The sequence below is a fragment of the Sphingomonas hankookensis genome, assembly GCF_028551275.1.
In the GTDB taxonomy this organism is placed as follows: domain Bacteria; phylum Pseudomonadota; class Alphaproteobacteria; order Sphingomonadales; family Sphingomonadaceae; genus Sphingomonas; species Sphingomonas hankookensis_A.
The window spans coordinates 142,510-165,197 of record NZ_CP117026.1 but is presented as its reverse complement, the minus strand read 5'-3'; the positions used below and the strand labels follow the sequence as shown (position 1 = coordinate 165,197).

Genomic DNA, 22,688 nt, shown 5'->3' with positions numbered 1-22,688 from the left:
ACGATAGATGACCCAGACCGTCAAACTCGCGAAGCTGAAGCGTTCCGAGAAGAACGTGCGCACCACCCCGCCCAAGAATATCGAGGCGATGGCCGCCAGCATCCGCGCTCGCGGCATCATGCAGAACCTGCTGGTGACCGCCGCCCGCCCGAAGGGCATGTTCGAGATAATCGCCGGCGATCGCCGCTATCTCGGTGCGATGATGCTGGCCGAAGCCGGCGAGATCGTTGCCGCCGACTATGACGTGCCGGTCAAGATCATCACCGGCGACGAGGCGGACCTGCGCGAGGTGTCGCTGACCGAGAATTTCCAGCGCGAGCAGATGACCGTCGCCGAGGAATGCGTCGCGTTCCAGCACTTCCTCAAGACCGACGGTGACGTCGACGCGGTCGCCAAACGGTTTGGCCAGACCCGCCGCTTCATCGAGGGACGGCTGCGCCTCGCCGATCTTGCCGAACCGATCTTCGAAGCCCTGGCCGCGGGCAAGATCTCCTACGAGATGGCCAAGGCCTACGGCTCGACGGCCGACAAGGCCAAGCAGGAGCGCGTGTTCGAGCAGTATGGTCACTCGTCCTACGTCAACGCCGACCAGATCCGTCGCGCGATCGCCAACGACACGATGAAGGCGACGGATCCGATCGCGATCCTGGTCGGTGCCGATGCCTATGTCGCCGCGGGCGGCCGCATCGAGCGCGAACTGTTCAGCGAGGACGGTGACCGCTGGACCGACCCGGAACTCGCGCAGACGCTCGCTGCCTCGCTGATGGAGGCCGAGGCCAAGCGGCTCGGCGAGGAACTGGGCGTCGCATGGGTGCGCCCCGTCGCCACGACCAGCCTCTACGGCATCACGTCCGACCTCCACCGCGTGACGCTGCCGGCAGCGCCGCTGACGGACGAGGAACAGACGCGCTGCGACAAGATCGAGGAGCGCGTGCAGGTCATCGAGAGCGATATGGAGGACGAGGGTATCGATGACGACACCTATGCCGCGCTCGATGCGGAATCGGATCGGCTGCGCGAGGAATATCAGGCGATCCACGACAAGGCGCCCGAGCTGACCGACGAGGTCAAGGGCCAGGTCGGCGTCTTCCTGACGCTCGGCCGCGACGGCAAGATGACGCTCGACACGACCTATTACAGCGAAACGCCGATCCGCCTGCCCGGGGACGATCGGCCGCTGCCGTCGTCGCCGTCGTCGCGTCGCACCGCCGACCTGCCGCCCGAGGCGGTCGCTCCTGGCGGCAAGCCGCTCAGCGCGCGGCTCCATGACGAACTGGCGGTCCAGCGCCGCGACATCCTCGCCGCCTCGATCCTCGGCGATCCGGGGCTCGCGCTCGACTATATGCTGTTCTGCCTCGCCGACCCCAGCCACGGCTACGGCCGCTACGGGACGACGGTTCGGGCAGGGCGTCCGCAGGACCCGCAGATGCCCAAGGATCAGCCCGCCACGCAGGCGCAGGTCGCGATCGCCGAAGCCCGCGAGGGTCTCGACACGTCGTGGACGGAAGGGTCGAACCCGGTCGAGCGGTTCGAGGCGTTCCGCGCGCTCAGCGACGACGCCAAGGCGGCCTGGCTCGCGGTCGTGGTGGCGACCTCGCTCGAGGCCAAGCCCGATTACAGCTCGGTCACCACCAACCCGCTCCATGCGCGGCTCGCCTCGATCCTCGAGATCGAACCCGCCAAATGGTGGCGCCCTACCTCGGCGAACTTCTTCGACCGCGTGTCGAAGGGTACGCTGCTGGCGCTGCTCACCAACGTCGGGGGCGCGCCGCTCGCGGCCCGCTACATGGCCTCGAAGAAGGGCGAGATCTCGACCAGCTGCGAGAAGCTGTTCGCCGGCGAAGCGATCACCGAGGCGGAGACCAAGGACGCGGCGCTGGCCTGGGTGCCCGACGCGATGCGGTTCGATCTCGTGTCGGTCGCCGGTGCCGACGAGGCAATCGACGACGAGCCCGGCGATGAGGGCTTCGACGACGACGACTACGGCGACACCGATGATCTCGGTGCCGACGATGCCGGGATCGACAGCGACGAGGCGCTGATCGCGGCCGAATAGCCCCCCGATACCCCCGGCCCGTTCGTCTCCCGGGCACACCTTGGCGGCTGTCCCTCACCGGGGCGGCCGCCTTCTTTTTACCCGCGGACCGTCACGCGTGGCCCGCGCATCGAGGGAGCTTTCCCATGACCTTTCACCGCAAATCGACTGCGCCACGCCGCGATGTCGCGGCCGAGATCACCAACCTCATAATCGCCAAGCTTGAAGCCGGCGTCCTGCCCTGGTCGCGCCCCTGGGGACTGACCGGGGCAGGGGGGCGACCGCTGCGGCATTGCGGCACGGGGGCCGGTGAGAGAAGGCCCGAAAACGTACGCTCTCATGACTGCCATCCGAGACGCTGGCCGAGTTTACTCCTTCGCTGGCCTCGAGACCAGCGGTCGCATTGACCTTGGCGGGTGTGCCGCGGGCGCCTGATCGACGACGATTGATCATGCTCTCATCCGCGGGTTGATTACCGCACTACCCGTATCCGTCGCTGGGCCTATCCTCCGTCTAAGTTCGGGCGTCGGACGAACCTGCCCCACCGTACACCGTGGATTGCCCATCACAGTCGGGTGCCCGCGGCACGCCGGCCAAGGCTATGCAGTTGGTGCGCTGGCGCCTCCTCTCGTTAATGTCGTGGGTGGATCAGCCGGCTATCGCCGGCGACACCCGACGGGCGATGTCCCAGGCATAGCCGACCAGTTCACGCGCGATCGCGGTGGTCACCTTGGGCTGAGGCTTGCCCGTGGCCGCCAGGCGACGGTAGCGCTGGCACAGGCGAACCTGCGCTTTCCACCCGATCGCCTGGATGTCCTCGGACAAGTCGATGACCCGCTCACGGTAGCGTCGTTCCTCGCGAGCGGGCAGTCGATACGACCAGCCCGCCTCAATCAGCATGGTTCGTGCCTGCGCGTTGCCCGCGCGGGTGATCCGGCCCCGTTTGGTCCGAGCGCCGCTGGAGTGCTCGGACGGCACCAAGCCGACATACGCCATCAGTTGCTTGGGATTGTCGAAGCGGGTGAGATCGCCTACTTCAGCGACCAGCGTCGCAGCGCTGACCAGCCTGATACCGCGCAGGACCTGTAGATTGCGGACCAGCGGCGCAAAACACCATGCGTCCACCGCTTCAGTCAGCGCCGCTTCTAAGCGCCCAACCCGTGCCTGCGCCTCCAGCACCCGCTTCTGCATTTCCTCGAATGCCAGCTGTTGGTGGGGAAAATCGAACCGCTGCTCGGACAACCACCGCCAGTACATTTTCGTCCAGGCCGCCTTGCCACCGAAACGACGATCATGACGCAACAGGAAGCTGCGCACTGTCTGCTTGGCTCCGATGGCATCATCTTGCGCGCTGCGTCGCGCGCGGATGAGATCGCGTACCGCCTCGTGCGCTTCGTCCGGTATCCAGATTGCGGTGAGTTCGCCAGCGCGTAGCAGCCGCGCCAGGGTCATCGCGTCACGCCGGTCCGTCTTTACATGGTCACCCGGGCGCCGCGGCATCATCGAGGGGGCGATGACGATGCAATTCTGTCCCAGCTTCGTCAGCAGCCGATGCAAGCCATACCCGCAGGGACCAGCTTCGTAGCAGACGTTCAACGTCACGCCCGGTCCAGTCAGCCGCTTGACCAGCTTCCTGATCGCATCGTCCTCGTTGGCGACCGTGCCGACGAAACGCACCTCGCCTCCGCGTTCCCCATCGGCAACCGCGACCGCAATGGTTTCCTTATGAACGTCCAGACCAACGTATTTCACCGTCTCCGTCATGACTCGTCTCCGCTGCTGACAAATCCATCATCAGCATCTCAGATTCGAGCCTCCGAGGCTCTGGCAGTCATGGGGTCTAAGCCCGTCGGTCAGTTGCGGTGAGCCGGAGCGGCCTGAACCGCTCGCGCGGGCGGTCGAGTTCGCTCCAAAGATAGTCGCCGGTCAGCCCGATGTGCTCCCACCCGAGCGGAGCCACGTGGGCGAGCAGTTCATCCGGCACGTCGACGCCGGTCGACCGAAGATGCCGGACGGCGCGGTCGAGGTACACCGTGTTCCACAGCGTCACCGCCGCGGTGACCAGCGTCAGCCCCGAGGCTCGGTGCCGCTGGTTCTCGAACGTCCGGTCGCGCAGCTCGCCAAGGCGGTTGAAGAAGATCGCGCGGGCAAGCGCGTTCCTGGCCTCGCCCTTGTTGAGGATGCTGCCGGTTCGGCGCCGCTGCTCGGGATCGTCGAACCAGTCGAGCATGAACAGCGTGCGCTCGACGCGGCCGACCTCGCGAAGCGCCCGGGCGATCGGGTTCTGGCGAGGGTAGCCCGCCAGCTTGCGGAGCATTGCGGACGCGCTCACCGTGCCCGCCCGGATCGAGGCGGCGAGGCGCAGCGTCTCGTCCCAGTTCTCCTCGATCGCGCGGACATTGACCGGCCCGGCTACCAGAGGCTGAAGCGTCGGCCAGCTCTCGAGCGGTGACAGGCTGTATAGTCGCCGCTCGTTCAGATCGCGGATGCGCGGCGCGAACCGGAATCCAAGCAGGTGGCAGAGCCCAAACACATGGTCGACTGCTCCCGCGGTGTCGGTCGCGTGCTCGCGGATGACGAGTTCGCTTTCATGGTCGAGCAGCCCATCGATGACGTGCGCGGCTTCGCCCGCGTTTGCGGCGATCACCTTGGTATGGAACGGTGTGAACCGGTCGGAGACGTGGGTGTAGAACAGCACCCCCGGCTCCGAGCCGTAGCGGGCGTTGTGATCGGCCCGCGCCTCACCGCGACCTCCCGCCCGGAAGAACTGCCCGTCGGACGACGACGTATCGCCCGGTCCCCACACCGCCCCGAGCGGGTGCGCGGTATGCGTGTCGACCATCGCGGCGAGGGCCGACAGGTACGTCTCGTCGCGGACGTGCCATTCGGCTGTCCAGCGCAGCCGGGCGAGCGTCAATCCGCGCGAACTTTCGGCCATCCGGCCCAGCCCCAGGTTGGTCGCGTCGGCGAGGATTGTGCCCATCAGCGCCGACTGGTCGGACGCCGGCTCGCCGCTGCGCGCATGAACGAACTGGTCCGCGAAGCCCGACCACGCAGCGACTTCGACCAGAAGATCCGTGACGCGCACGCGCGGCAGCATCGCATAGAGGCGAGCTTTCAACGCTTCAGCCTCATCGGGAACCGAACGGCGCAGCGGTGAGATGGTCAGCTCCCCGCCCGTGATGGCGACGTCAACCAGTTCACCGGCAGCCGCGGCCTGCTCGACCTCGGTCATGCGCCGGGTAAGCAGATCGCGCCGTTCGACGTGCCAGTCCCGGAACCCGGAGGCCACCGCGAGTCTAAGCCGTCCTTCGGCGCGCATCGCGGCGAACGCGGGCTGAGGCAGAAGATAATCGTCGAGGGTGCGATAGGCGCGACTGCCATCGACCCAGATGCCACCCGACGCCAACCGCTCGCGCAGATGAACGACAACGGCAATCTCATAGGCACGCCGGTCGATGCCACCCCCGGCCGCGAACACCACCTTGCGCCAGCGCGGGCGAAGAAAGGTGGTCGGGACGCGCTTGGGCAGGACCGAGCGGCCGTCCTGGTACATGCGCCGCAGCACCTCGATCGCGCTGAGCAGCGGGTCGCCGGAACGAGCGGCGTGGAACGAGAACGCAGCCAGGAAGGTAGGTGCGAACTTGCGGACCGCGGGGTAGCGCTCGACCACCTCGTCCAGACCGTCGTCGGTGGGTCGGGTCAGCTCCTCGGCATCGCGAACGCTGCGTTCGAGCTGCTCCCATCCGATGCCGTCGGTGATCGCGCGCAGCGGGTCGCGGCCGCTCGCGCGCGTTTCCATCAGCAGGCGACCGAGCCGCGCGTGGACGCGAGCGGTGTCTTTGAGCAGCCGGGCGGCCCCAAGCAGTCGTTCGGAGCGCATCCGGTCCGCCCGCCGAAACAACGAGCCGACCAGCTTCTCGACCATGACCAGAGCGGCGTCAGTTAGCGCCGCCTCCATTTCGATTGCGAACGCGATCAGCGTGGCCAGTCGCCGGCGACGCTCCAGGCGGCGAAGGTGCTGCGCTGTCACAATGCTCGCGACGCGCGCGATCACGGCATAACGTGCGCCGTGAATGCGGCGGGCTCGGTCGGGTTCGATCCCGAGAGAGCGAACTCGATCGAGGCGCTCGACCAGCGCTTTCAGGTTGGACGCTGAGGGTGCCTCCGACCAGTCCCGGATCCAGCCCAGGCCCGTCCGGCCGTGTTCGCCAGCGTCGATCAGTTCATCGAGCCCTGCTTCTTGGTCGTCCGAGCAGTCGCGGATCAGGCCTGCGAACGCGGATCGGCGTGCCTGAGTGCGCGCGATCAGGGCAACCCGTTCCAGCGACGATGCCGCGGGGACCACCACGCGGGTCAGCCGCAGTCGTTCAACCATCGCCGCGACGATCGGCTCGCCGCGATCGGTCGATGTCGCGACCTCAATGCCGAGCGTCAGCATGGCGCGCATGTCGGCACGTTCGAACGCGCGTAGCACGAGCAGCGTCTCGATCTCGGCGCGGTGCTCGCGCAGGGTCGGTCCGCGATCGGCGTAGCCAAGGAAGGCGGCAGGCTCGCCACCCAGCTGCTCGCACAAGGTCGCAAGCATAATGGCGGGCGGTGCCTCACCTGGCGCGAGCGCTCGCCCGGGATGGCGAAGATAGCAGAGCTGGACCGCGTAGCCGATCCGGTTGGCACCGCGTCGACGGCGACACACTTGGACGAGGTCATCCGGCCCAAGCGTGTAGAGCCGATCGATCGTTTCCCGATCGGTCGGCGGGTCGAAGATCGCGGCACGCTGCCCGGGCGAAAGGATCGTCTTGGTCGACATCGCACCGGTTCCCCGCAATTGTCACATATTCTTCTACTCAGGCTGTTGGTGGAGCATAGACAGGAACACGGGTTAAGTGACAAAGTAGCGGGATCGTGGCGAGCATTCCGGTTTTGTCACGCAGACGGACGAATATGTGACAACGCTCATCGGCTATGCACGGGTCTCGAAAACGGACGGCAGCCAGGTCCACGATCTGCAGCGCGACGCGCTGATCGGCGCCGGGGTCGATCCCGACCACATCTACGAGGATACGGCCTCGGGGCGGCGCGACGATCGCCCCGGTTTAGCGGGCGCGCTCAAGGCGCTCCGCTCAGGCGATACGCTCGTCATCTGGAAACTCGACCGGCTCGGGCGCGACCTGCGCCACCTAGTCAATACGGTCGGCGATCTAACCAAGCGCGGCGTTGGCCTGAAAGTGCTGGCGGGGGAAGGCGCGTCGATCGACACCACCACCGCCAATGGTCGGCTGATCTTCGCGATCTTCGCCGGACTCGCCGAATTCGAGCGCGAACTGATCGTCGAACGCACCAAAGCGGGCCTTGCCTCGGCACGCGCCCGCGGCAGACATGGCGGGCGACCGTTCAAGATGACGCCCGCCAAATTGCGGCTCGCCCAGGCCGCGATGGGGAAACCGGAAACTAAGGTGGGTGAGCTGTGCGTCGAGCTCGGCGTCACGCGTCAGACGCTCTACCGGCATGTCACGCCCGATGGTCAGATCCGCTCCGATGGTGAGAACGGGCATTTCCCGATCATCCACTTGTGCAACGTCGATGCCGTCGATGCCGTCATTGCCGAGGATATGCTTACGGTCATGGCCTATCTGGCGCAGGAGTCGACCACCTACGCCGATGCCTGGGGCTACCGCGACGCGATGGGCGACCTTTGGGTGCGCTATCGCGGCGACCCCGCAGAGAGCGTTTAAAGCCGGATCGCCCGGCCGGCGCGCCAGAGCGGCGATCTTTTCGGGCAGGTTCTCGACTATTTGGCTGAAAGCAACAGCCATGTGGAGACCATCTACCGGCTGGACCAGCGGAGCGCTTTCAAGGACGGGGCGGATGGGCCGGCGCGTGACTTCGTGCTGGACCGGGCGGCCTTCGGCGCTTCGATGTTGCGGGACATGTTGTATCGGGCCTGGCTGGAAAGCGCCGAGGCTGGGACCGGGGAAGCCCGTCCGCAAGACCCCGGGGCACCGCGTTACGATCCCCAGACAGGAAGCGCGCCTGCCCCCTGACGGGGGCGAGGCGGCTCCATGGATGCGCCATAGCGCGCTTCACCCGCTCGTCAGGCGGTGAGTATCACCTTCATCGCCTTTTCCTCCGCCGCATTGCCGAATACGTCATAGGCCTTGGTGATGTCGTCCAGTGCGAAGCGATGAGTGATCAGCCTGGACGGATCGACCCGGCCGGAAACAACGGTCTTGAGCAGCATGGGCGTGGTGTTGGTGTTCACCAAGCCCATGGAAATATTGATATTCTTGATCCACAATTCTTCGATCCGCAACTCGACCGACCGGCCGTGAACGCCCACATTGGCGATGCTTCCGCCAGCGGAAACGATCTTTTGGCAGATGTCGAACGTGGCCGGGATGCCGACCGCCTCGATCGCCACGTCCACCCCCTGACCGTCGGTCATCGCCAGGATCGCGGCGGCGGGGTCTTGCGCGCCGACCTGCACGGTGTCGGTCGCGCCGAACTGGCGGGCCAGTTCCAGGCGTGCGGGGTCCATGTCCACCATGATGATGCGCGAAGGGGCATAGAATTGGGCCGTCAGCAGAACGGACATGCCGACCGGGCCGGCCCCCACGATGGCGACGGTGTCGCCCGGCTTCACATTGCCATATTGGACGCCGATTTCCAGCCCCGTGGGCATGATGTCCGACAGCATGACCAATGCTTCTTCGTCGCTGCCGGCGGGAATGGGATAGAGCGAGTTTTCGCCATGGGGGATACGCACATATTCGGCCTGCGTACCGTCGATCAGATGGCCAAGGCGCCAGCCGCCGTCCGCGCAATGGGCATAGAGCTGACGCTTGCAATTGGTGCACCGCCCACAGGAGGTGATACATGAGATGAGCACATGGTCGCCAGGCCGGAAATTGCTGACTGCCGCGCCTACGTCTTCGACGATGCCCACGCCTTCATGGCCCAGCGTGCGTCCTTCCGCGACAGCCGGCACGTCGCCTTTCAGGATATGCAGGTCGGTGCCGCAGATCGTCGTGCGCGTAATACGGACGATAACGTCCGTCGGCTCTTCGATCACGGGTTTGTCCTTATCGATCCAGGCCTTGCGGCCCGGACCTTGATAGACCAGTGCTTTCATGTCTGTTCTCCATGTACGGCATCGCGCGTCATGCGTATGCCGGGCTGAACATGCCCGGACACTATAGCGCATCCGCAGGCCAATCAGTCGAGATAATCGTAGAAGGCGGTTTCGAATGCCATATATTGGCTGAACGAAACCGGATCGCCAAATGGCAGGATTTGCGTGGCCCAGAAGCCGCCATAGCCATTCTTGCGATCTATCCAGTAGAAGAGATTGGCCAGACCGGCCCAGCCCAGCGACCCCGCCGGGCGGCCCGTGGGCGCGGTGGCGTTGTTGACCATGAAGGTGAAGGACCAGGATTTCGGCAGGCCGGGAAAAAATTCGGCGTCATTCGACAGGGTGGGGTCTACCCCCTTGAGCATCCCGATCCTCATGTCGCCCATCTGGTTGCGTTCCGCCATCCGAACCGTGTCGGCTTTCAGCACGCGGCCATGTTCGCCCATCCCGTCGTTCAGCCACATGCGGATGAAGCGCATATAGTCGGGAACCGTGCCATATAGGCCATGGCCGCCCATATGCACTTCCGGGTCCGCCGGCAGCTTCAGGTCCAGCGGGGTCAGGCTGCCGTCGTCATTGCGGGCATGGATCGGCGCCAATGTCCGTTCGACCCGCCCGTCAATCTCAAAGGTCATGGTCGATATGCCCAATGGCGCGAATATGTCGTCCCGGAATACCTCGCCCAGTCGTCGCCCGGTGATATGTTCGACGATCTGCCCGCACCAGTCGATGTTGGACCCATATTCCCATGCCTCGCCGGGGTCGAACAACAAGGGGGTCATCAGGCTGAGCTTGGAACTGGAAACGATGCTGGGGTGACCTTGTTCAACCAGTCGCAGATAGGCGGCGTTGAAGAAGTGATAGCCAAATCCGGCTGTATGGGTCATCAGCATCCGGGTGGTGACGGGGCGCTTGGGCGCGCGCAATTTCGGCGTGCCGTCGGCCTGGAAGCCCTCCAGAACCTGAAGCTTGCCGATTTCGGGCGCATAGTTGCTGGCAGGCGCGTCTAGGTCCAGCCTGCCCTGTTCCACCAATTGCAGCACCGCTGTTCCGGTGATCGCCTTGGTGGTTGAAAACAGGGCGAAATGGTCGTCCGTCGCTATCGCCGTTTCGCCGTCCTCCTGCCGTTTGCCAGCGGCCCCTTCATAGATGTTGCCGTTCCGGTCGGTGACCATCGCCACCACGCCGGGCACATGGTCGCCCGATTCCGCGGCCGTTTGCAGAACCCTGTCCGCAGCCTCCTTGAAACCGCTTTTCATTGTTGTTCCTCTCCGGTTGAGCTGTTGTTTTCAGCATACATTCCCCAAGTGGCATGCCGTCTGACGTGAGTTTCGCCTGAATCCGACCGCAGGACAATCATTTTCCGTCCCGAGCGGCGTCGTCGGGCGCGCAAGGCGCTGAGACAGGGCAGATCGGCCCGCGAAGCCGCCGTGTTGTGCCCTGGTGGCGGTGTTTTTCAGCGCAGCGGACAGACCCATCCTGCCGTTTTCGTTCAGTTTGGGCGTGGATGGCGGTCATGCGCATAGCGGAGGCGCTCGCAATCGGCGGATGGCGGCGAGGATGGCGCGGACCATCGGACCGGTGACGGCCACCTCGGCCAGCTGGAAGGTGATGGCGCGGGCATGGCGGACGACACGTGCCCCGATCTTGATCAGCTTCAGTTGCAGGCTGGTCAACGACCAGTCGGCCATCGTCTCGGGCAACTCGATGCAGCGCAAGAAGATGGCCAGGTTGTAGGCCAGCGCATGCAGTTGCAGTCGCACCTCATTGTCGCGGAACTTCCGGCATGACAGCCGCGTCCAGTGGAAGGCATATTTACCTTCCTTGATGTGCTGCTCGGCGGTGCCGCGCTGGTTATAGAACCGCACCACCCAGTCGGGCTCCATCGGCAGGTTGGTGACGATGAAGCCGACACGCGGGAACAGTTCGCCCGGATGCCATTCGATCTTGGCGATCACCCGGCGTTCCTTGTCCCAGGATGCCGCCTGATACTCGAAGTCTTCGTAGAAGCGCTTGACCTTGGTCAGCGAAGGTCGCCCGACAGGGCGCGTCAGCCGATGCGCGATCTTCTCGCGCAGGACGTTGTTCGCAGGCAGCCGGATGGCGTAGAAGAATCGGGCTTCTTCCAGCCGCTCATAGATCGCGGGGATCGCGTAGGCGGCGTCAGCCCGGAAGAACCGGCCGCAAAGGTCGCGCTCCGCGTAGCGGGCGATGACGGGGTCGAGAACGTCCCGCCAGCCATCGGCGCTGTGGACGTTGCCATGGCGCAAGGCGCAGCGCTCCAGCATGCCGAACTGGTTGAACAAAAAGTTCGGGTGATAGCAGGTGCAGTCGAAATGCCCGTTCCAGGCCGCGCCCTCCTGATCGCCATGGGTGGGGCTGACCGAACTGTCCATGTCCAGAACGATGTACTTCAGCCCGTTACGGTCATGGAACCGGTCGATCCATTGGCCATTCAGGTCGGCCAGCGCGGCACGGTTCTCGGGCTGTGCCAGTGTCTCGGTCTCGAACCGTCCCATCTGCGAGGCCGAGGCCGCTTGCGCATCGACAGCCCTTCCACCCACGACCTGGCGCATCACCGGATCGAGGGCCAGGCGGTCGGCGTCGTTCACATCCTCGTATCCGGCCAGTCGCCCGAACACCGATTGCCGGAACAACCCGTCAAGCCGGTGGACCGTGTTCTTGCCGCGCCGGGTGTCGCGCAATGCTTTTGCCGCCAGATCGGACAGCCCGAGCGCGTCATCCAGCTCGCGCATCACCAGCAGGCCGCCGTCGGAACTGAGCTGCGCACCTCGGAACTCCACATGCACCCGGCGGTCGAACTCGACCCGATCTGCCCGCTTCGAACCCGCACCCTCTGGGTGATCCATCAAACGCGCCCCTCACGGCCATCAACACCATGATTTATATCGGAAATATTGAGATCCTGACAGCAAAATCAGCGATTTACTTGGGGAATGTGGGGAGAAGCTGCTCGAGCAAAGATCGCTACGTACAACTGCCTGACGGTCATATGATCATTCTCGATCGGAGCGACTCACCAACTGGATAGTTGCGCTCGCGTGCCGGCCGAAACTGTTTCAGGCTCCGGGCAGCTTCCGCGCTTTATCGAGGTGCTTCCGGGTCACGAGCCCGCCCGCTTTAGCCTTCTCCCGCACCGCCGCGTTACTACCCTTCGTCGCGTAGGCGTTATGGACCTTCAACGCTTCCTCGTGCGCCGCGATCTGTCCCCGCTTGTACGCCGCGTCGAATTCGGCGCGGGGCGTGTTCTCTAGCGTGTCCAGCATCTGAGACAGAGGCCCGACCAGCGCGCTTCCGGAATCGGTGGCGGCGGGCATGCTCAGTACGCTGGCGTGCTCCGCCATCATACGGGTGTGATGGTCGACCATCGTTTGCGCAAACAAGCGTGAAGCTTGGGATTGGGATCTGGTCAGCACGAGCCGGCTCGCATCGACCTCGTACCTACTCAGCGCGTGCATGGCACCGAGATAATCCCTGGTTTCGACAGGAGCAGGGTTCGTGCTGATCCCGGCCTGCGCGAGGGACGCCGACAACGGCGCAGCAAGACACGCCACCGTGATCGCGGTCAGAGCCGCGCCGACTGACTTTCGCATTGGTCCACCTCCTGATTTTCGTTCTTGTTCATGCATGTGCTCAACTCGCGCCGGGCCGTGCGACGTTGGTCTTGTCCAGCGCCGCCCGGAGTCCGCGCGCAAGCTTCGCCGCGTCATCGATCGCCCAGAAGTGCATAAAGAACAGCCGCGGCTGGTCATCAAGCATGTGATTGTGGAGCGCGGTCACCTCGATCCCGTTGGTGCGCAACGCCTTGAGCACCGGGTCGACCTCGGCCGCGGTCAGCACAAAATCACCCGTGATCGCCGCCCGCCCGGAGCCGGTCGGCTGGAAGTTGATCGCGGTCGCCGTCCCCATCGAGGCGGGCGCGGGCATCCCGCCGTCGGTCAGCTTCTCGGCGCGCGGAAAGCTGAACTGATATACACCGCCGTTCGGCTTGCCCTTGATCCCCATCACCTGGTCGAGCGCCGCGGTGTCGAGCGCGATCGGTGATGACGAGCCCGCGCCGGCCGAAGGTGGCTGCGAGTCCCTGGACGGGGCCGCGAGAGGGGTTCGGCTGGCGGCGAGCGCTTCGCGAAGCGCGGTCGCGAGCTTCACCGGGTCGCCATGGCCGCCGATGTGCATATACATCGTCGCCGGCGCGGAACGGAGCAGGTGGTTGTGGAGCGCCGTGATCGTGAACCCGCTCGCCAACAGTCGGCTCATCACCGGGTTCACTTCCGCATGAGTGAGAACCAGGTCGCCCATGACCATCACCTGATCACCCATCGGCTGGAACGCCGCCCAGGAGCCCAGCGCCAAGGCGGGCTTCACGGCAACGCCGTCAAGCGTCACGTTAAGGTCCGATCGTGGAAAGCCGTAGCGACGGACGCCGCCCGCCTGTTCGGTCCCGACGCGGCCGAGCGCGCGGTCGACCGCGGCCCAGTCGGGGGCGGCCGACGCCGGCGCGGCAAAGGTCACGGCGACCGCGACCGCCAGGGGGAGCATTAGGTGGCGCAAAACTTCTCTCCTCGATCTCAACTGGTCGGCCGGCATGGAAAATGCTGGCGCAACGCTATCGTCACACCCGCAAGCCGGGGCATGTTCGCCATTTGCCGGTTGTCGGCCGCCCATGCCAGAAAGATGCGGCTCAACTCACCGGCCCTGACACCCCGCCCGCAAATGCCGGCCTCGCTGCCGCCGTTGCCGAACGCGGAAAGCGTCTCGGCCGCGCCGGCGAGGTACGCCTCGCAACGACCGTTCACCTTTTTCTTCTGCTCGTCGGCGCACATCTGGTGAAACTGCGCCACCGTCTCGTAACGTGGTTGCGCCAGAGTGGGCGAGGCGGTCGCGAGCGCGAGACCCGCCAGGATGGCAGAAGCACTTGATTGGACGGTTTGCATCAAAGTCTCCTCGCCCCAAGCTTTAACTCGCCACCCTCAAACGATACAAGTGTACGGTTGTATCCGCCTCATGATACAGGCGCTGCATGGCTGATGCTTCTCCATCTACGCCGCACGACTGGCTGCTGCTGATCCCCCAACTCCCGGCTAAGCCCGCCTACCTGCGTGTCCGGGTGTGGCGGCGCTTGCAGGCGATCGGTGCCGCCGCGCTCAAGAACGCCGTCCACGCGCTTCCTTCGCGCGACGACACGCGCGCGCTGTTTGAGGAGCTGAGAACGGAAATCATCGCAGGCGGCGGCGAGGCGCTGATCCTGGAAGCGCGGCTCGTGGATGGAATGACGGACGCAGAGCTTCGCGCCGTGTTCGATGCGGCCCGCGACGCCGACTATGACGAGCTTACGCGCGAGGCGCGCTCGCTGAGCGACGCCGGCGACGCGACCGACACTCGGCGCTTGCGCAAGCGCCTGGACGAGATTGCCGCCATCGACTTCTTCGGCGCGCATGGTCAGCAAGTAGCGTTGGCGGCCCTCGCAGATGCGGACCGCCGCGACCATGAACATCCCGACGTGAGCGGGGCGGGTGCGCCGGAGCTGATGCCCGCGGAGTTGAAAAGCCGCACCTGGGTCACGCGCCGACACGTCCATGTCGACCGCATCGCGTCTGCTTGGCTGATCCGGCGGTATATCGACGTGGATGCCAGCTTCAAATTCGTGGACGGCAAGGAATACACCCCCCAGCCGAGCGAGCTGCGATTCGACATGGCGGACGCGGAGTTTACGCATGAAGGCGACCGCTGCACCTTCGAGACGCTGGTGTCCCGCACCGGGCTCGATGGCGACCAGGCGCTCCGCGCGCTCGCCGAGATCGTCCATGATCTCGACATCGCCGATGGCAAGTTCGGTCGTCCGGAGACGGCGGGCATCGGCGCGCTCATCAACGGCATCTGCGCTGGCACGGACGACGACATTGAGCGCATCGCGCAAGGATCGGGCGCGCTCGACGGCTTCTACGCGCACTTCGCCAAGCGGCGCTGAACAGATGGGAGTTGATCATGGCGAGCATCGAACAACCCGTTCCGACAAGCGCGGTCGGCGATGACACCCGCCCGCCCGACCTGAGCTATCCCGCGCTATTTGTCCGATTCCTACGCTTCGGCATGATGGCGTTCGGCGGTCCTGTTGCGCAGATCGCGATGATCCGGCGCGAGCTGGTCGACGAGGAACGCTGGATCGGGAGCGACCGGTTCAACAAGCTCTTGGCCGTCATGCAGGTGTTGCCCGGGCCGGAGGCGCATGAATTGTGCGTGCATCTCGGCGTCCGGGCCAAGGGGCGGCTGGGCGGCTTGCTCGCCGGGCTCGGCTTCATGCTGCCGGGCTTGGTCCTCATGCTCGCGCTGGCATGGCTCTACACTCGGCTGCCGATCCAAGGAACGCTACTCGGAGCGGCGCTCCTCGGCGTCCAGGCGGCGGTGATCGCGGTAATCGTCCGCGCGGTGCATAGGATCGGCGAGCACATCCTGCTTGACCCATGGCTCTGGGCTGCGGCTATCGCCGCAGCGATCGCCTCGCTCGCCGGTGTCAGTTTCTGGATCGTGCTGCCAGCCGCAGGCGCTGCCTATGCGCTCGCATCGACCGGGCGCTACGCGCTCCCTGCGGTCGTCGTCGCGATCGCCGTTGGCTTGGCGGCCCTGACCTGGGCAGGAAGCCTCGGGAATGCCAGCGTGGCGGTCGCTCGGGAACCGGCGCCCACGGTCGCCGCGCTCTTTTGGACCGGGCTGAAAGGCGGGCTGCTGACGTTCGGCGGGGCCTATACCGCCATTCCGTTCATCCGGAACGACACGGTGGGCCGGGGCTGGATGACGGACGCGCAGTTCCTCGACGGCTTAGGGTTGGCCGGCATCCTGCCAGCCCCACTCGTAATCTTTGCGACCTTCGCCGGCTGGATCAGCGGCGGCCTCGCCGGGGCGCTCGCGATGACGGCCGGCATGTTCCTCCCCGCGTTCGCCTTCTCGCTCCTACTCTACGACCGGTTGGAAGCGGTGGTAGAGCACAAGCGGCTGCAACTCTTCTTGGCGGGCGTCGCGGCCGGGGTCGTTGGCGTTATCGTGGTGACGGTCACGGACCTCGCCCGGACCACGGCCGCACGCACCTCAAGCCCAATCGCGAGCGCGCTCATCTTCGCCATCGCGCTGGCCATCATGTACCGCTGGAAAAGCAAGCTCGCCACGCCGGTTGTCCTGGCGATTGGGGCAGTGATCGGGGCATCCGCCCTGAGCTAGAAGACCGTGCGGTCGCCGTAAGTCGAGGTCTCGATAATCGATCGATACCAATTCACTTAGACCCCATGACTGCCAGAGCCTCGGAGGCTCGAATCTGAGATGCTGATGATGGATTTGTCAGCAGCGGAGACGAGTCATGACGGAGACGGTGAAATACGTTGGTCTGGACGTTCATAAGGAAACCATTGCGGTCGCGGTTGCCGATGGGGAACGCGGAGGCGAGGTGCGTTTCGTCGGCACGGTCGCCAACGAGGACGATGCGATCAGGAAGCTGGTCAAGCGGCTGACTGGACCGGGCGTGACGTTGAACGTCTGCTACGAAGCTGGTCCCTGCGGGTATGGCTTGCATCGGCTGCTGACGAAGCTGGGACAGAATTGCATCGTCATCGCCCCCTCGATGATGCCGCGGCGCCCGGGTGACCATGTAAAGACGGACCGGCGTGACGCGATGACCCTGGCGCGGCTGCTACGCGCTGGCGAACTCACCGCAATCTGGATACCGGACGAAGCGCACGAGGCGGTACGCGATCTCATCCGCGCGCGACGCAGCGCGCAAGATGATGCCATCGGAGCCAAGCAGACAGTGCGCAGCTTCCTGTTGCGTCATGATCGTCGTTTCGGTGGCAAGGCGGCCTGGACGAAAATGTACTGGCGGTGGTTGTCCGAGCAGCGGTTCGATTTTCCCCACCAACAGCTGGCATTCGAGGAAATGCAGAAGCGGGTGCTGGAGGCGCAGGCACGGGTTGGGCGCTTAGAAGCGGCGCTGACTGAAGCGGTGGACGCATGGTGTTTTGCGCCGCTGGTCCGCAATCTACAGGTCCTGCGCGGTATCAGGCTGGTCAGCGCTGCGACGCTGGTCGCTGAAGTAGGCGATCTCACCCGCTTCGACAATCCCAAGCAACTGATGGCGTATGTCGGCTTGGTGCCGTCCGAGCACTCCAGCGGCGCTCGGACCAAACGGGGCCGGATCACCCGCGCGGGCAACGCGCAGGCACGAACCATGCTGATTGAGGCGGGCTGGTCGTATCGACTGCCCGCTCGCGAGGAACGACGCTACCGTGAGCGGGTCATCGACTTGTCCGAGGACATCCAGGCGATCGGGTGGAAAGCGCAGGTTCGCCTGTGCCAGCGCTACCGTCGCCTGGCGGCCACGGGCAAGCCTCAGCCCAAGGTGACCACCGCGATCGCGCGTGAACTGGTCGGCTATGCCTGGGACATCGCCCGTCGGGTGTCGCCGGCGATAGCCGGCTGATCCACCCACGACATTAACGAGAGGAGGCGCCAGCGCACCAACTGCATAGCCTTGGCCGGCGTGCCGCGGGCACCCGACTGTGATGGGCAATCCACGGTGTACGGTGGGGCAGGTTCGTCCGACGCCCGAACTTAGACGGAGGATAGGCCCAGCGACGGATACGGGTAGTGCGGTAATCAACCCGCGGATGAGAGCATGATCAATCGTCGTCGATCAGGCGCCCGCGGCACACCCGCCAAGGTCAATGCGACCGCTGGTCTCGAGGCCAGCGAAGGAGTAAACTCGGCCAGCGTCTCGGATGGCAGTCATGAGAGCGTACGTTTTCGGGCCTTCTCTCACCGGCCCCCGGCACGCCCTACACCGGCATCAACGCGCTCTATCTCTGGGCGATCGGCGACGCCCAGGGGTTCTCTGGCCGCAACTGGATGACCTACCGACAGGCGACCGAGTTGGGCGGACAGGTACGGCGCGGCGAGCATGGCGCGCACAGCGTCTATTATTCGACCTTCTCGAAAACCGAGGCGGACCGCGTCACCGGCGAGGCGGCGACGAAGAATATCCGGTTCCTGCGCTCGTACACGGTGTTCAACGTCGATCAGATCGACGGTCTCCCGGCGTATTATTATCCGGTGCCCGCACCGCCCGAACCGCGCATCGAGAGCCGGCACCGCGCCGCGATCGATGCCTTCTTCGGAGGCCTGCCGGCGACCGTGCGGCATGGCGGCGATCAGGCATTCTATTCGCCGATCGGCGACTATATCCAGCTACCGCAGCGCGGCGCGTTTCGCTCGGACGATCATTACGCCAGCACGCTCGCGCACGAATATGTCCATTATTCGGGCGCGCCGCAGCGCCTCAACCGCGAGTTCGGCAAGAAGTTCGGCGACAACGCCTATGCGTTCGAGGAGCTGGTCGCCTGCATCGGCCAGTGTCTGGTGTGCGCCGACCTCAATCTGCCCGGCGAGCTGCACGACAACCACGCCAGCTACGTCGATCATTGGCTGAAGATCCTGAAGGGCGATTCAAGCGCGATCATCAAGGCCGCGGCGAAAGCCGAGCAGGCGGTGACCTGGCTCCATAACGCCGCCGCGGGTGGCGCGCCCGGGATCGACCAACCCGAAGCCCTCGCAGCATGACCTGGAGATCGCACCATGCACATCGAATTGCGCAAGCTGAAGGTGGTCGACGCTTTGTCCGAGGAAACGACCTGCTACTCGGCCGAGATCTGGATCGATGGGCAGCGCGCCTTCCTCGCCTCGAACCGCGGTCATGGCGCCGCGGACGATTACCATGCCGTCGGCAGCGTCACCGAACAGGCGGTCGATGCCTGGCTCGCCGCCAACCGGCCCGTCTCGCGGCTCGGCGACAGCGTCATGCCGCACTGCCTCGAATTCGAGGTGGCGGCGCTCATCACCCGGATCGAGGAGGCGAAGCGGCTGCGCCGGCAATGCCGGACGAAGCTGGTGACGATCGAGGGCGACCAGGTGTTCTGCTATCGGCTCAAGGGCAGGACACCCGCCATCGTGTTCGCCGGCGTGCAACGCCTCACCCCGTCGGCGCGCATGGTCAACGGCGATGACGCCGCGCTCGACGAGGCGGTCGCCGTGATGATCGCCCAGGCCGGGAAGCACGCCCCATCCTGATCGCATGACAGCTTCCACCCGACAGGACAGGATACGCACCATGCAACCGCAACGCCGCCCCCTCATCCGCGCACTCGCCTTCGACGAGGTCGGCGCCGCGATCGGCCGCCTCGTGGATGTCGCCTCGTCCGATACCGGGCAGGCCGCGCGCGTCGCGGACTTCCTGCTGGCGTGGTGGAATGGTGACGACAACGGCCACTTCCCCATCCTCCACCTCAGCAACTGCGACGCGATCATTTCCGAGGACATGCTAATTGTCATGGCCTGGCTCGCGCAGGAGCCTGCGATCTATCCCGATGCGTGGGGCTATCGTGACGCAATGGTCGACCTTGTCGGCCGATGGAGGCTGCGATGAGCGCACGGCCGTTACAACCATTATGGGCCTGCTTTCGTTTGCCCCGAACGCAATCATGGCGGCAGACCGTAGTGGGAGACTGGCATGAGCGATAATATACGGCTCGCGCTAATGCGGCAGGCGCTCGCGCTTTATGACGCGACCGACGACGGAGCGACCGTTGCCGCCTGTCATCTGCAGGCCGCGGTCGATGCGGAGCAGGGTCTGCGGCCTATGCAACCGGGCGAGGACATCGATCCTGAAATACCGGAGCAATTACGTAACTGGTTATCGTGAAGGGGAGGGGGAGCGAATTTCTGAGCGCGTGAGGCGCTCGGGAGATCGCTCATGCCCTACGATGTCGCCTTCCGCCACCAGCAGGCGCTCGACCCGAGCGCGCTGGTCACGATTGGAGCAAGCCTTCACGCCATCACCCGCGCGATCGACGACTGCCGCAACGCCGGCATCGCCTTCGAGACCGATCCCGCGGTCATCCTGCTCGCCCGCCATCTCGCAAGCGTCACCGCGCGGCAGTCCGAAGACGCGCTCCTCAAGCGGCGCTGCATGGACCGTATCGCCGAGCTGCGACAGCACCCGGCGCTGCTGACGCTCGCGGTGCGCGGCGTCGCGCACGATGCGGCCGCCAAGGATCGCTTCCACAGCGACGGACGCAAGGCGCTGCGCCGGCTCGCCGAAACGCTGGGGCTCGACCCCGCGCACTACGACCTTCGCTCGAACCGCAGCCACGCCTCCCGGTCCGGCGAGATCACCCTCCACGGCGAGGAGCTGTGGATGCAGCTATCGCTCCACGGCACCATGGCCGACCGCGAGGTCATCTACCGCCGCGTCAGCGGTCGTCACGATCACCTCGGGGAGCGCGACTGCTACGCCTCGATCCGCGACCTGCTCGCGCCCGAGCGGTTCGCCGTGCGGCTGCGCAAGGAATTGCGGCTCACACCGCCGGTCGCCGAGCCGGTCAGCCTGTTCGGCTGATCGATCACCCGTCCACACACGCGAAAGGACCGCCATCATGGGCTGGCTAAGCATGCCGCTGTCGTCGATGTTCCCGCACACAGGCCCCAAAGCCTATCTCGACGCGCAATTCACCTACGACAACCGCAATGCCGACGGGAAGGGCAAGGCGCTGCGCGTCATCGCCTCTTCCTGCCTGCGCAACAAGGTCTGGTACGCGGCCGTGGTGCCGTCGACCGACGGCACCGACGAACCCGCCTTCGCGGCCGTCTGCCTGGTCAGCTGGAATCCGCGTGCCAAGGACGGATTCGTGTTCGCCTACAAGGATATGACCGAACACGCCGGGCCATGCGAGGCCGAATGCCCCGAGCGCATCCTCTCGCTGCTCGGCGATACCGACGATCCCGGTGCGCTCGACTGGCGCCGACGCTGCCTCGAGCGGCTCGCGACCCCGGTACGCCCGCTCGAACACGGCATGCACATCCGCTTGCCGAGCAAGGTCACCTTCGTTGACGGCTATGAGGGAGACGAGTTCATCGTCCACAAGCGCGGCCGCAAGATCTCGCTCGCGATCCCCGGCAACAGCTACCCGAAATATCGGATCGGTAACCTTCGCAAATGGGCGTGGACACTCGTGCCGCCCAAGCCCGAAACTCGCGTCCACAAGACGGTGTTCGGTTGATCGCCGACATCCCCCACGTCAGGATCATCGCCATGTCCGCCCCGTATCCGCCCGTCACACCCAGCCCGAAGCGGTCGCAGCTCTGCAGCCGCGCCCATGCCCAGCGCGTCGCCATGCGGATGTTCGATGCCGGCGCACGCCAGGTCTCGATCGTGCGCACCGGCGATCCGCTGCAACCCTTCCGCGTCCTCCCGGTCATCGTCGACGGGCCGAACGTCGAAGTCGAATTGCGCTACGCATGAGGGGCGCGCTGCTCCTCGGCATCGCCGCGCTCGCCGCCTGCGGGGCAGGGGCACCCCAGGGCCACGACGGTGCGACGATCACCGGCGAGGGGCGGGCGATCGACGGCGACACGGTTTCGGTCGATTTCCGCCTGTCGGGGGCCGACGCCTTCGAGCGCAAGCAGATGTGCTCGAAGGACGGTGCCTGCTATCCATGCGGCAAGTTTGCTCAGGATTCCGCCTCGCGTATCCTCAAGAGCGGTGTCGCCACGATCCGCATGACCGGCGCGAGCAGCTATGGCCGCCCGATCGCCATCGTGACGGTCGACGGCTACGACCTGGGCGAGCAACTCATTTTGCAGGGTCTGGCGGTGCCGGCGACGCAATATCTGCGCGGCGATCCGCAACGCGCCGCGCGCTATGTCGCCGCGGCAGAACAGGCCCGGTCAGCGGGTCACGGTGCCTATGCGGGGGAATTCATCGATCCGGCGCGCTGGCGGCGCGGGGAACGCCTCGCGTGCGAGGCGCGTTATTGATATCCCCCCCTTGGAAGAGGCGGTCCGGCATGCTCCCTTGCCGAACCGCCTTTTCTTTTGTCGTCAGCCCTTGAGCTTCGGACCGGGGCCACGATCGTCGGAATCGTAATCGGGTCCCGGGTCATGCGACCAGGACGCGCCGATCGCGAACGCCGCGTCGAACCGGCCCAGCGGACCGTCCGGCTCGGCCGCGACATACGGGTTGACCAGCGGCTTCACCGGCAGCTTGTTGCGGTAGATGTGCCCGGCGATGCGACCGCGCGCCTCCAGCAGCTTCTCCAGCCAGACGAGATCGTCGAGCATGGTCACGACGCCCTTGCCGGCGACGCAATAATAGAGGCACCGCTGGAAATCGTCGCACGCGGTGCTGAGGATCGTGGTCAGCTTGACCTTGCCCTCGTTCTCGCCCTCATGAATCCATTCGAGCGATTCCCGCAACTCGCGCGCCGAGAGATACGCATCCTCCGGATTGCTGCCGATGCACGCTCCGGCGAGCATGCGCCGGGTGACGCGAATATCCAGATCGACCGACAATTCGGTGAGCACCGCGTCGAGGTCGAACTCTCCGATAAATTCCGAACGCTTCATGGCCAGCTCCTTTGTTCATTGAACGTAACGTGAACAAAGGCGACAAGGCAAGCATTATGG

22 protein-coding genes and 2 pseudogenes are annotated in these 22,688 nt (G+C 65.3%); 15 read left to right on the top strand and 9 right to left on the bottom strand.

Annotated features, from left to right (window positions below; all coding sequences use genetic code 11):
• Nucleotides 1-7: 7 nt before the first annotated feature.
• The gene (locus PPZ50_RS17845) at nt 8-2,056 is read left to right on the top strand and encodes a ParB/RepB/Spo0J family partition protein (protein WP_037447387.1); all 2,049 of its coding nucleotides are present in this window, start codon (nt 8-10) and stop codon (nt 2,054-2,056) included.
• 125 nt (nt 2,057-2,181) lie between these two features.
• Nucleotides 2,182-2,337, top strand: a pseudogene (locus tag PPZ50_RS17840) (ArdC-like ssDNA-binding domain-containing protein); the annotation flags it as partial.
• A 346-nt stretch (nt 2,338-2,683) separates the two neighbouring features.
• On the opposite strand, the gene PPZ50_RS17835 reads toward PPZ50_RS17840, so the two are convergent.
• Entirely contained in the window at nt 2,684-3,799 is a 1,116-nt protein-coding gene (locus PPZ50_RS17835; protein WP_004206949.1) for an IS110 family transposase, read from the bottom strand.
• 76 nt (nt 3,800-3,875) lie between these two features.
• Nucleotides 3,876-6,845, bottom strand: coding sequence for a Tn3 family transposase (locus PPZ50_RS17830; RefSeq protein WP_093068233.1), 2,970 nt, complete (start codon nt 6,843-6,845; stop codon nt 3,876-3,878).
• 136 nt (nt 6,846-6,981) lie between these two features.
• On the opposite strand from PPZ50_RS17830, the pseudogene PPZ50_RS17825 reads away from it, so the two are divergent.
• A pseudogene (locus PPZ50_RS17825) lies at nt 6,982-7,581 on the top strand (recombinase family protein); the annotation flags it as partial.
• A gap of 24 nt (nt 7,582-7,605) precedes the next feature.
• Nucleotides 7,606-7,770, top strand: a complete 165-nt coding sequence (locus PPZ50_RS18960) for a DUF7673 family protein (RefSeq protein ID WP_420794433.1) — start codon at nt 7,606-7,608, stop codon at nt 7,768-7,770.
• A 359-nt stretch (nt 7,771-8,129) separates the two neighbouring features.
• Here the strand turns inward: PPZ50_RS18960 and PPZ50_RS17820 are convergent, their stop codons facing one another.
• The 6 genes from PPZ50_RS17820 to PPZ50_RS17795 all read right to left on the bottom strand — a co-directional run bounded on the left by PPZ50_RS17820 (nt 8,130) and on the right by PPZ50_RS17795 (nt 14,122).
• The gene (locus tag PPZ50_RS17820; protein WP_272815848.1) at nt 8,130-9,167 is read right to left on the bottom strand and encodes a zinc-dependent alcohol dehydrogenase family protein; all 1,038 of its coding nucleotides are present in this window, start codon (nt 9,165-9,167) and stop codon (nt 8,130-8,132) included.
• 83 nt (nt 9,168-9,250) lie between these two features.
• Nucleotides 9,251-10,426, bottom strand: coding sequence for a serine hydrolase domain-containing protein (locus PPZ50_RS17815; RefSeq protein WP_272815847.1), 1,176 nt, complete (start codon nt 10,424-10,426; stop codon nt 9,251-9,253).
• 255 nt (nt 10,427-10,681) lie between these two features.
• Nucleotides 10,682-12,037, bottom strand: coding sequence for an IS1380-like element ISKpn23 family transposase (locus tag PPZ50_RS17810; RefSeq protein WP_003168745.1), 1,356 nt, complete (start codon nt 12,035-12,037; stop codon nt 10,682-10,684).
• Between the two features lie 210 nt (nt 12,038-12,247).
• Nucleotides 12,248-12,781, bottom strand: coding sequence for a DUF4142 domain-containing protein (locus PPZ50_RS17805; protein ID WP_052811626.1), 534 nt, complete (start codon nt 12,779-12,781; stop codon nt 12,248-12,250).
• 40 nt (nt 12,782-12,821) lie between these two features.
• Nucleotides 12,822-13,727, bottom strand: a complete 906-nt coding sequence (locus PPZ50_RS17800) for a DUF1259 domain-containing protein (RefSeq protein WP_042491071.1) — start codon at nt 13,725-13,727, stop codon at nt 12,822-12,824.
• A gap of 29 nt (nt 13,728-13,756) precedes the next feature.
• On the bottom strand, nt 13,757-14,122 hold the full coding sequence (locus tag PPZ50_RS17795; RefSeq protein WP_042491069.1) for a Rap1a/Tai family immunity protein: 366 nt from the start codon (nt 14,120-14,122) through the stop codon (nt 13,757-13,759).
• Between the two features lie 86 nt (nt 14,123-14,208).
• On the opposite strand from PPZ50_RS17795, the gene PPZ50_RS17790 reads away from it, so the two are divergent.
• The 11 genes from PPZ50_RS17790 to PPZ50_RS17740 all read left to right on the top strand — a co-directional run bounded on the left by PPZ50_RS17790 (nt 14,209) and on the right by PPZ50_RS17740 (nt 22,040).
• Entirely contained in the window at nt 14,209-15,156 is a 948-nt protein-coding gene (locus PPZ50_RS17790) for a chromate resistance protein ChrB domain-containing protein (RefSeq protein ID WP_245613536.1), read from the top strand.
• 80 nt (nt 15,157-15,236) lie between these two features.
• Nucleotides 15,237-16,400 carry a chromate efflux transporter gene (chrA, locus tag PPZ50_RS17785; RefSeq protein ID WP_052149378.1) on the top strand — a complete coding sequence of 388 codons (1,164 nt, stop codon included), beginning with the start codon at nt 15,237-15,239 and terminating at the stop codon, nt 16,398-16,400.
• A 136-nt stretch (nt 16,401-16,536) separates the two neighbouring features.
• The gene (locus PPZ50_RS17780; protein WP_004206949.1) at nt 16,537-17,652 is read left to right on the top strand and encodes an IS110 family transposase; all 1,116 of its coding nucleotides are present in this window, start codon (nt 16,537-16,539) and stop codon (nt 17,650-17,652) included.
• A gap of 365 nt (nt 17,653-18,017) precedes the next feature.
• Complete coding sequence (locus PPZ50_RS17775; protein WP_336314568.1) at nt 18,018-18,788, top strand: ArdC family protein; 771 nt, start codon at nt 18,018-18,020, stop codon at nt 18,786-18,788.
• 15 nt (nt 18,789-18,803) lie between these two features.
• Nucleotides 18,804-19,295, top strand: coding sequence for a hypothetical protein (locus PPZ50_RS17770; protein ID WP_016510938.1), 492 nt, complete (start codon nt 18,804-18,806; stop codon nt 19,293-19,295).
• Between the two features lie 40 nt (nt 19,296-19,335).
• Entirely contained in the window at nt 19,336-19,650 is a 315-nt protein-coding gene (locus PPZ50_RS17765; RefSeq protein WP_010408907.1) for a DUF7673 family protein, read from the top strand.
• An 84-nt stretch (nt 19,651-19,734) separates the two neighbouring features.
• Complete coding sequence (locus PPZ50_RS17760; protein ID WP_024310640.1) at nt 19,735-19,926, top strand: hypothetical protein; 192 nt, start codon at nt 19,735-19,737, stop codon at nt 19,924-19,926.
• Nucleotides 19,927-19,977: 51 nt separating this feature from the next.
• Nucleotides 19,978-20,622 (top strand): hypothetical protein, encoded by a 645-nt coding sequence (locus PPZ50_RS17755; protein WP_010408914.1) that lies wholly within the window; start codon nt 19,978-19,980, stop codon nt 20,620-20,622.
• 37 nt (nt 20,623-20,659) lie between these two features.
• Nucleotides 20,660-21,283: a DUF6927 domain-containing protein gene (locus tag PPZ50_RS17750; protein ID WP_126015169.1), complete on the top strand. Its 624-nt coding sequence runs from the start codon at nt 20,660-20,662 to the stop codon at nt 21,281-21,283.
• Complete coding sequence (locus PPZ50_RS17745; RefSeq protein WP_079247040.1) at nt 21,280-21,525, top strand: hypothetical protein; 246 nt, start codon at nt 21,280-21,282, stop codon at nt 21,523-21,525. The genes PPZ50_RS17750 and PPZ50_RS17745 overlap by 4 nt, the downstream gene beginning before the upstream one ends.
• Entirely contained in the window at nt 21,522-22,040 is a 519-nt protein-coding gene (locus PPZ50_RS17740) for a thermonuclease family protein (RefSeq protein WP_024310646.1), read from the top strand. The genes PPZ50_RS17745 and PPZ50_RS17740 overlap by 4 nt, the downstream gene beginning before the upstream one ends.
• A 63-nt stretch (nt 22,041-22,103) precedes the next feature.
• Here PPZ50_RS17740 and PPZ50_RS17735 read toward each other — a convergent pair whose 3' ends face one another.
• Entirely contained in the window at nt 22,104-22,628 is a 525-nt protein-coding gene (locus tag PPZ50_RS17735) for a hypothetical protein (protein ID WP_024310647.1), read from the bottom strand.
• Nucleotides 22,629-22,688: the final 60 nt, after the last annotated feature.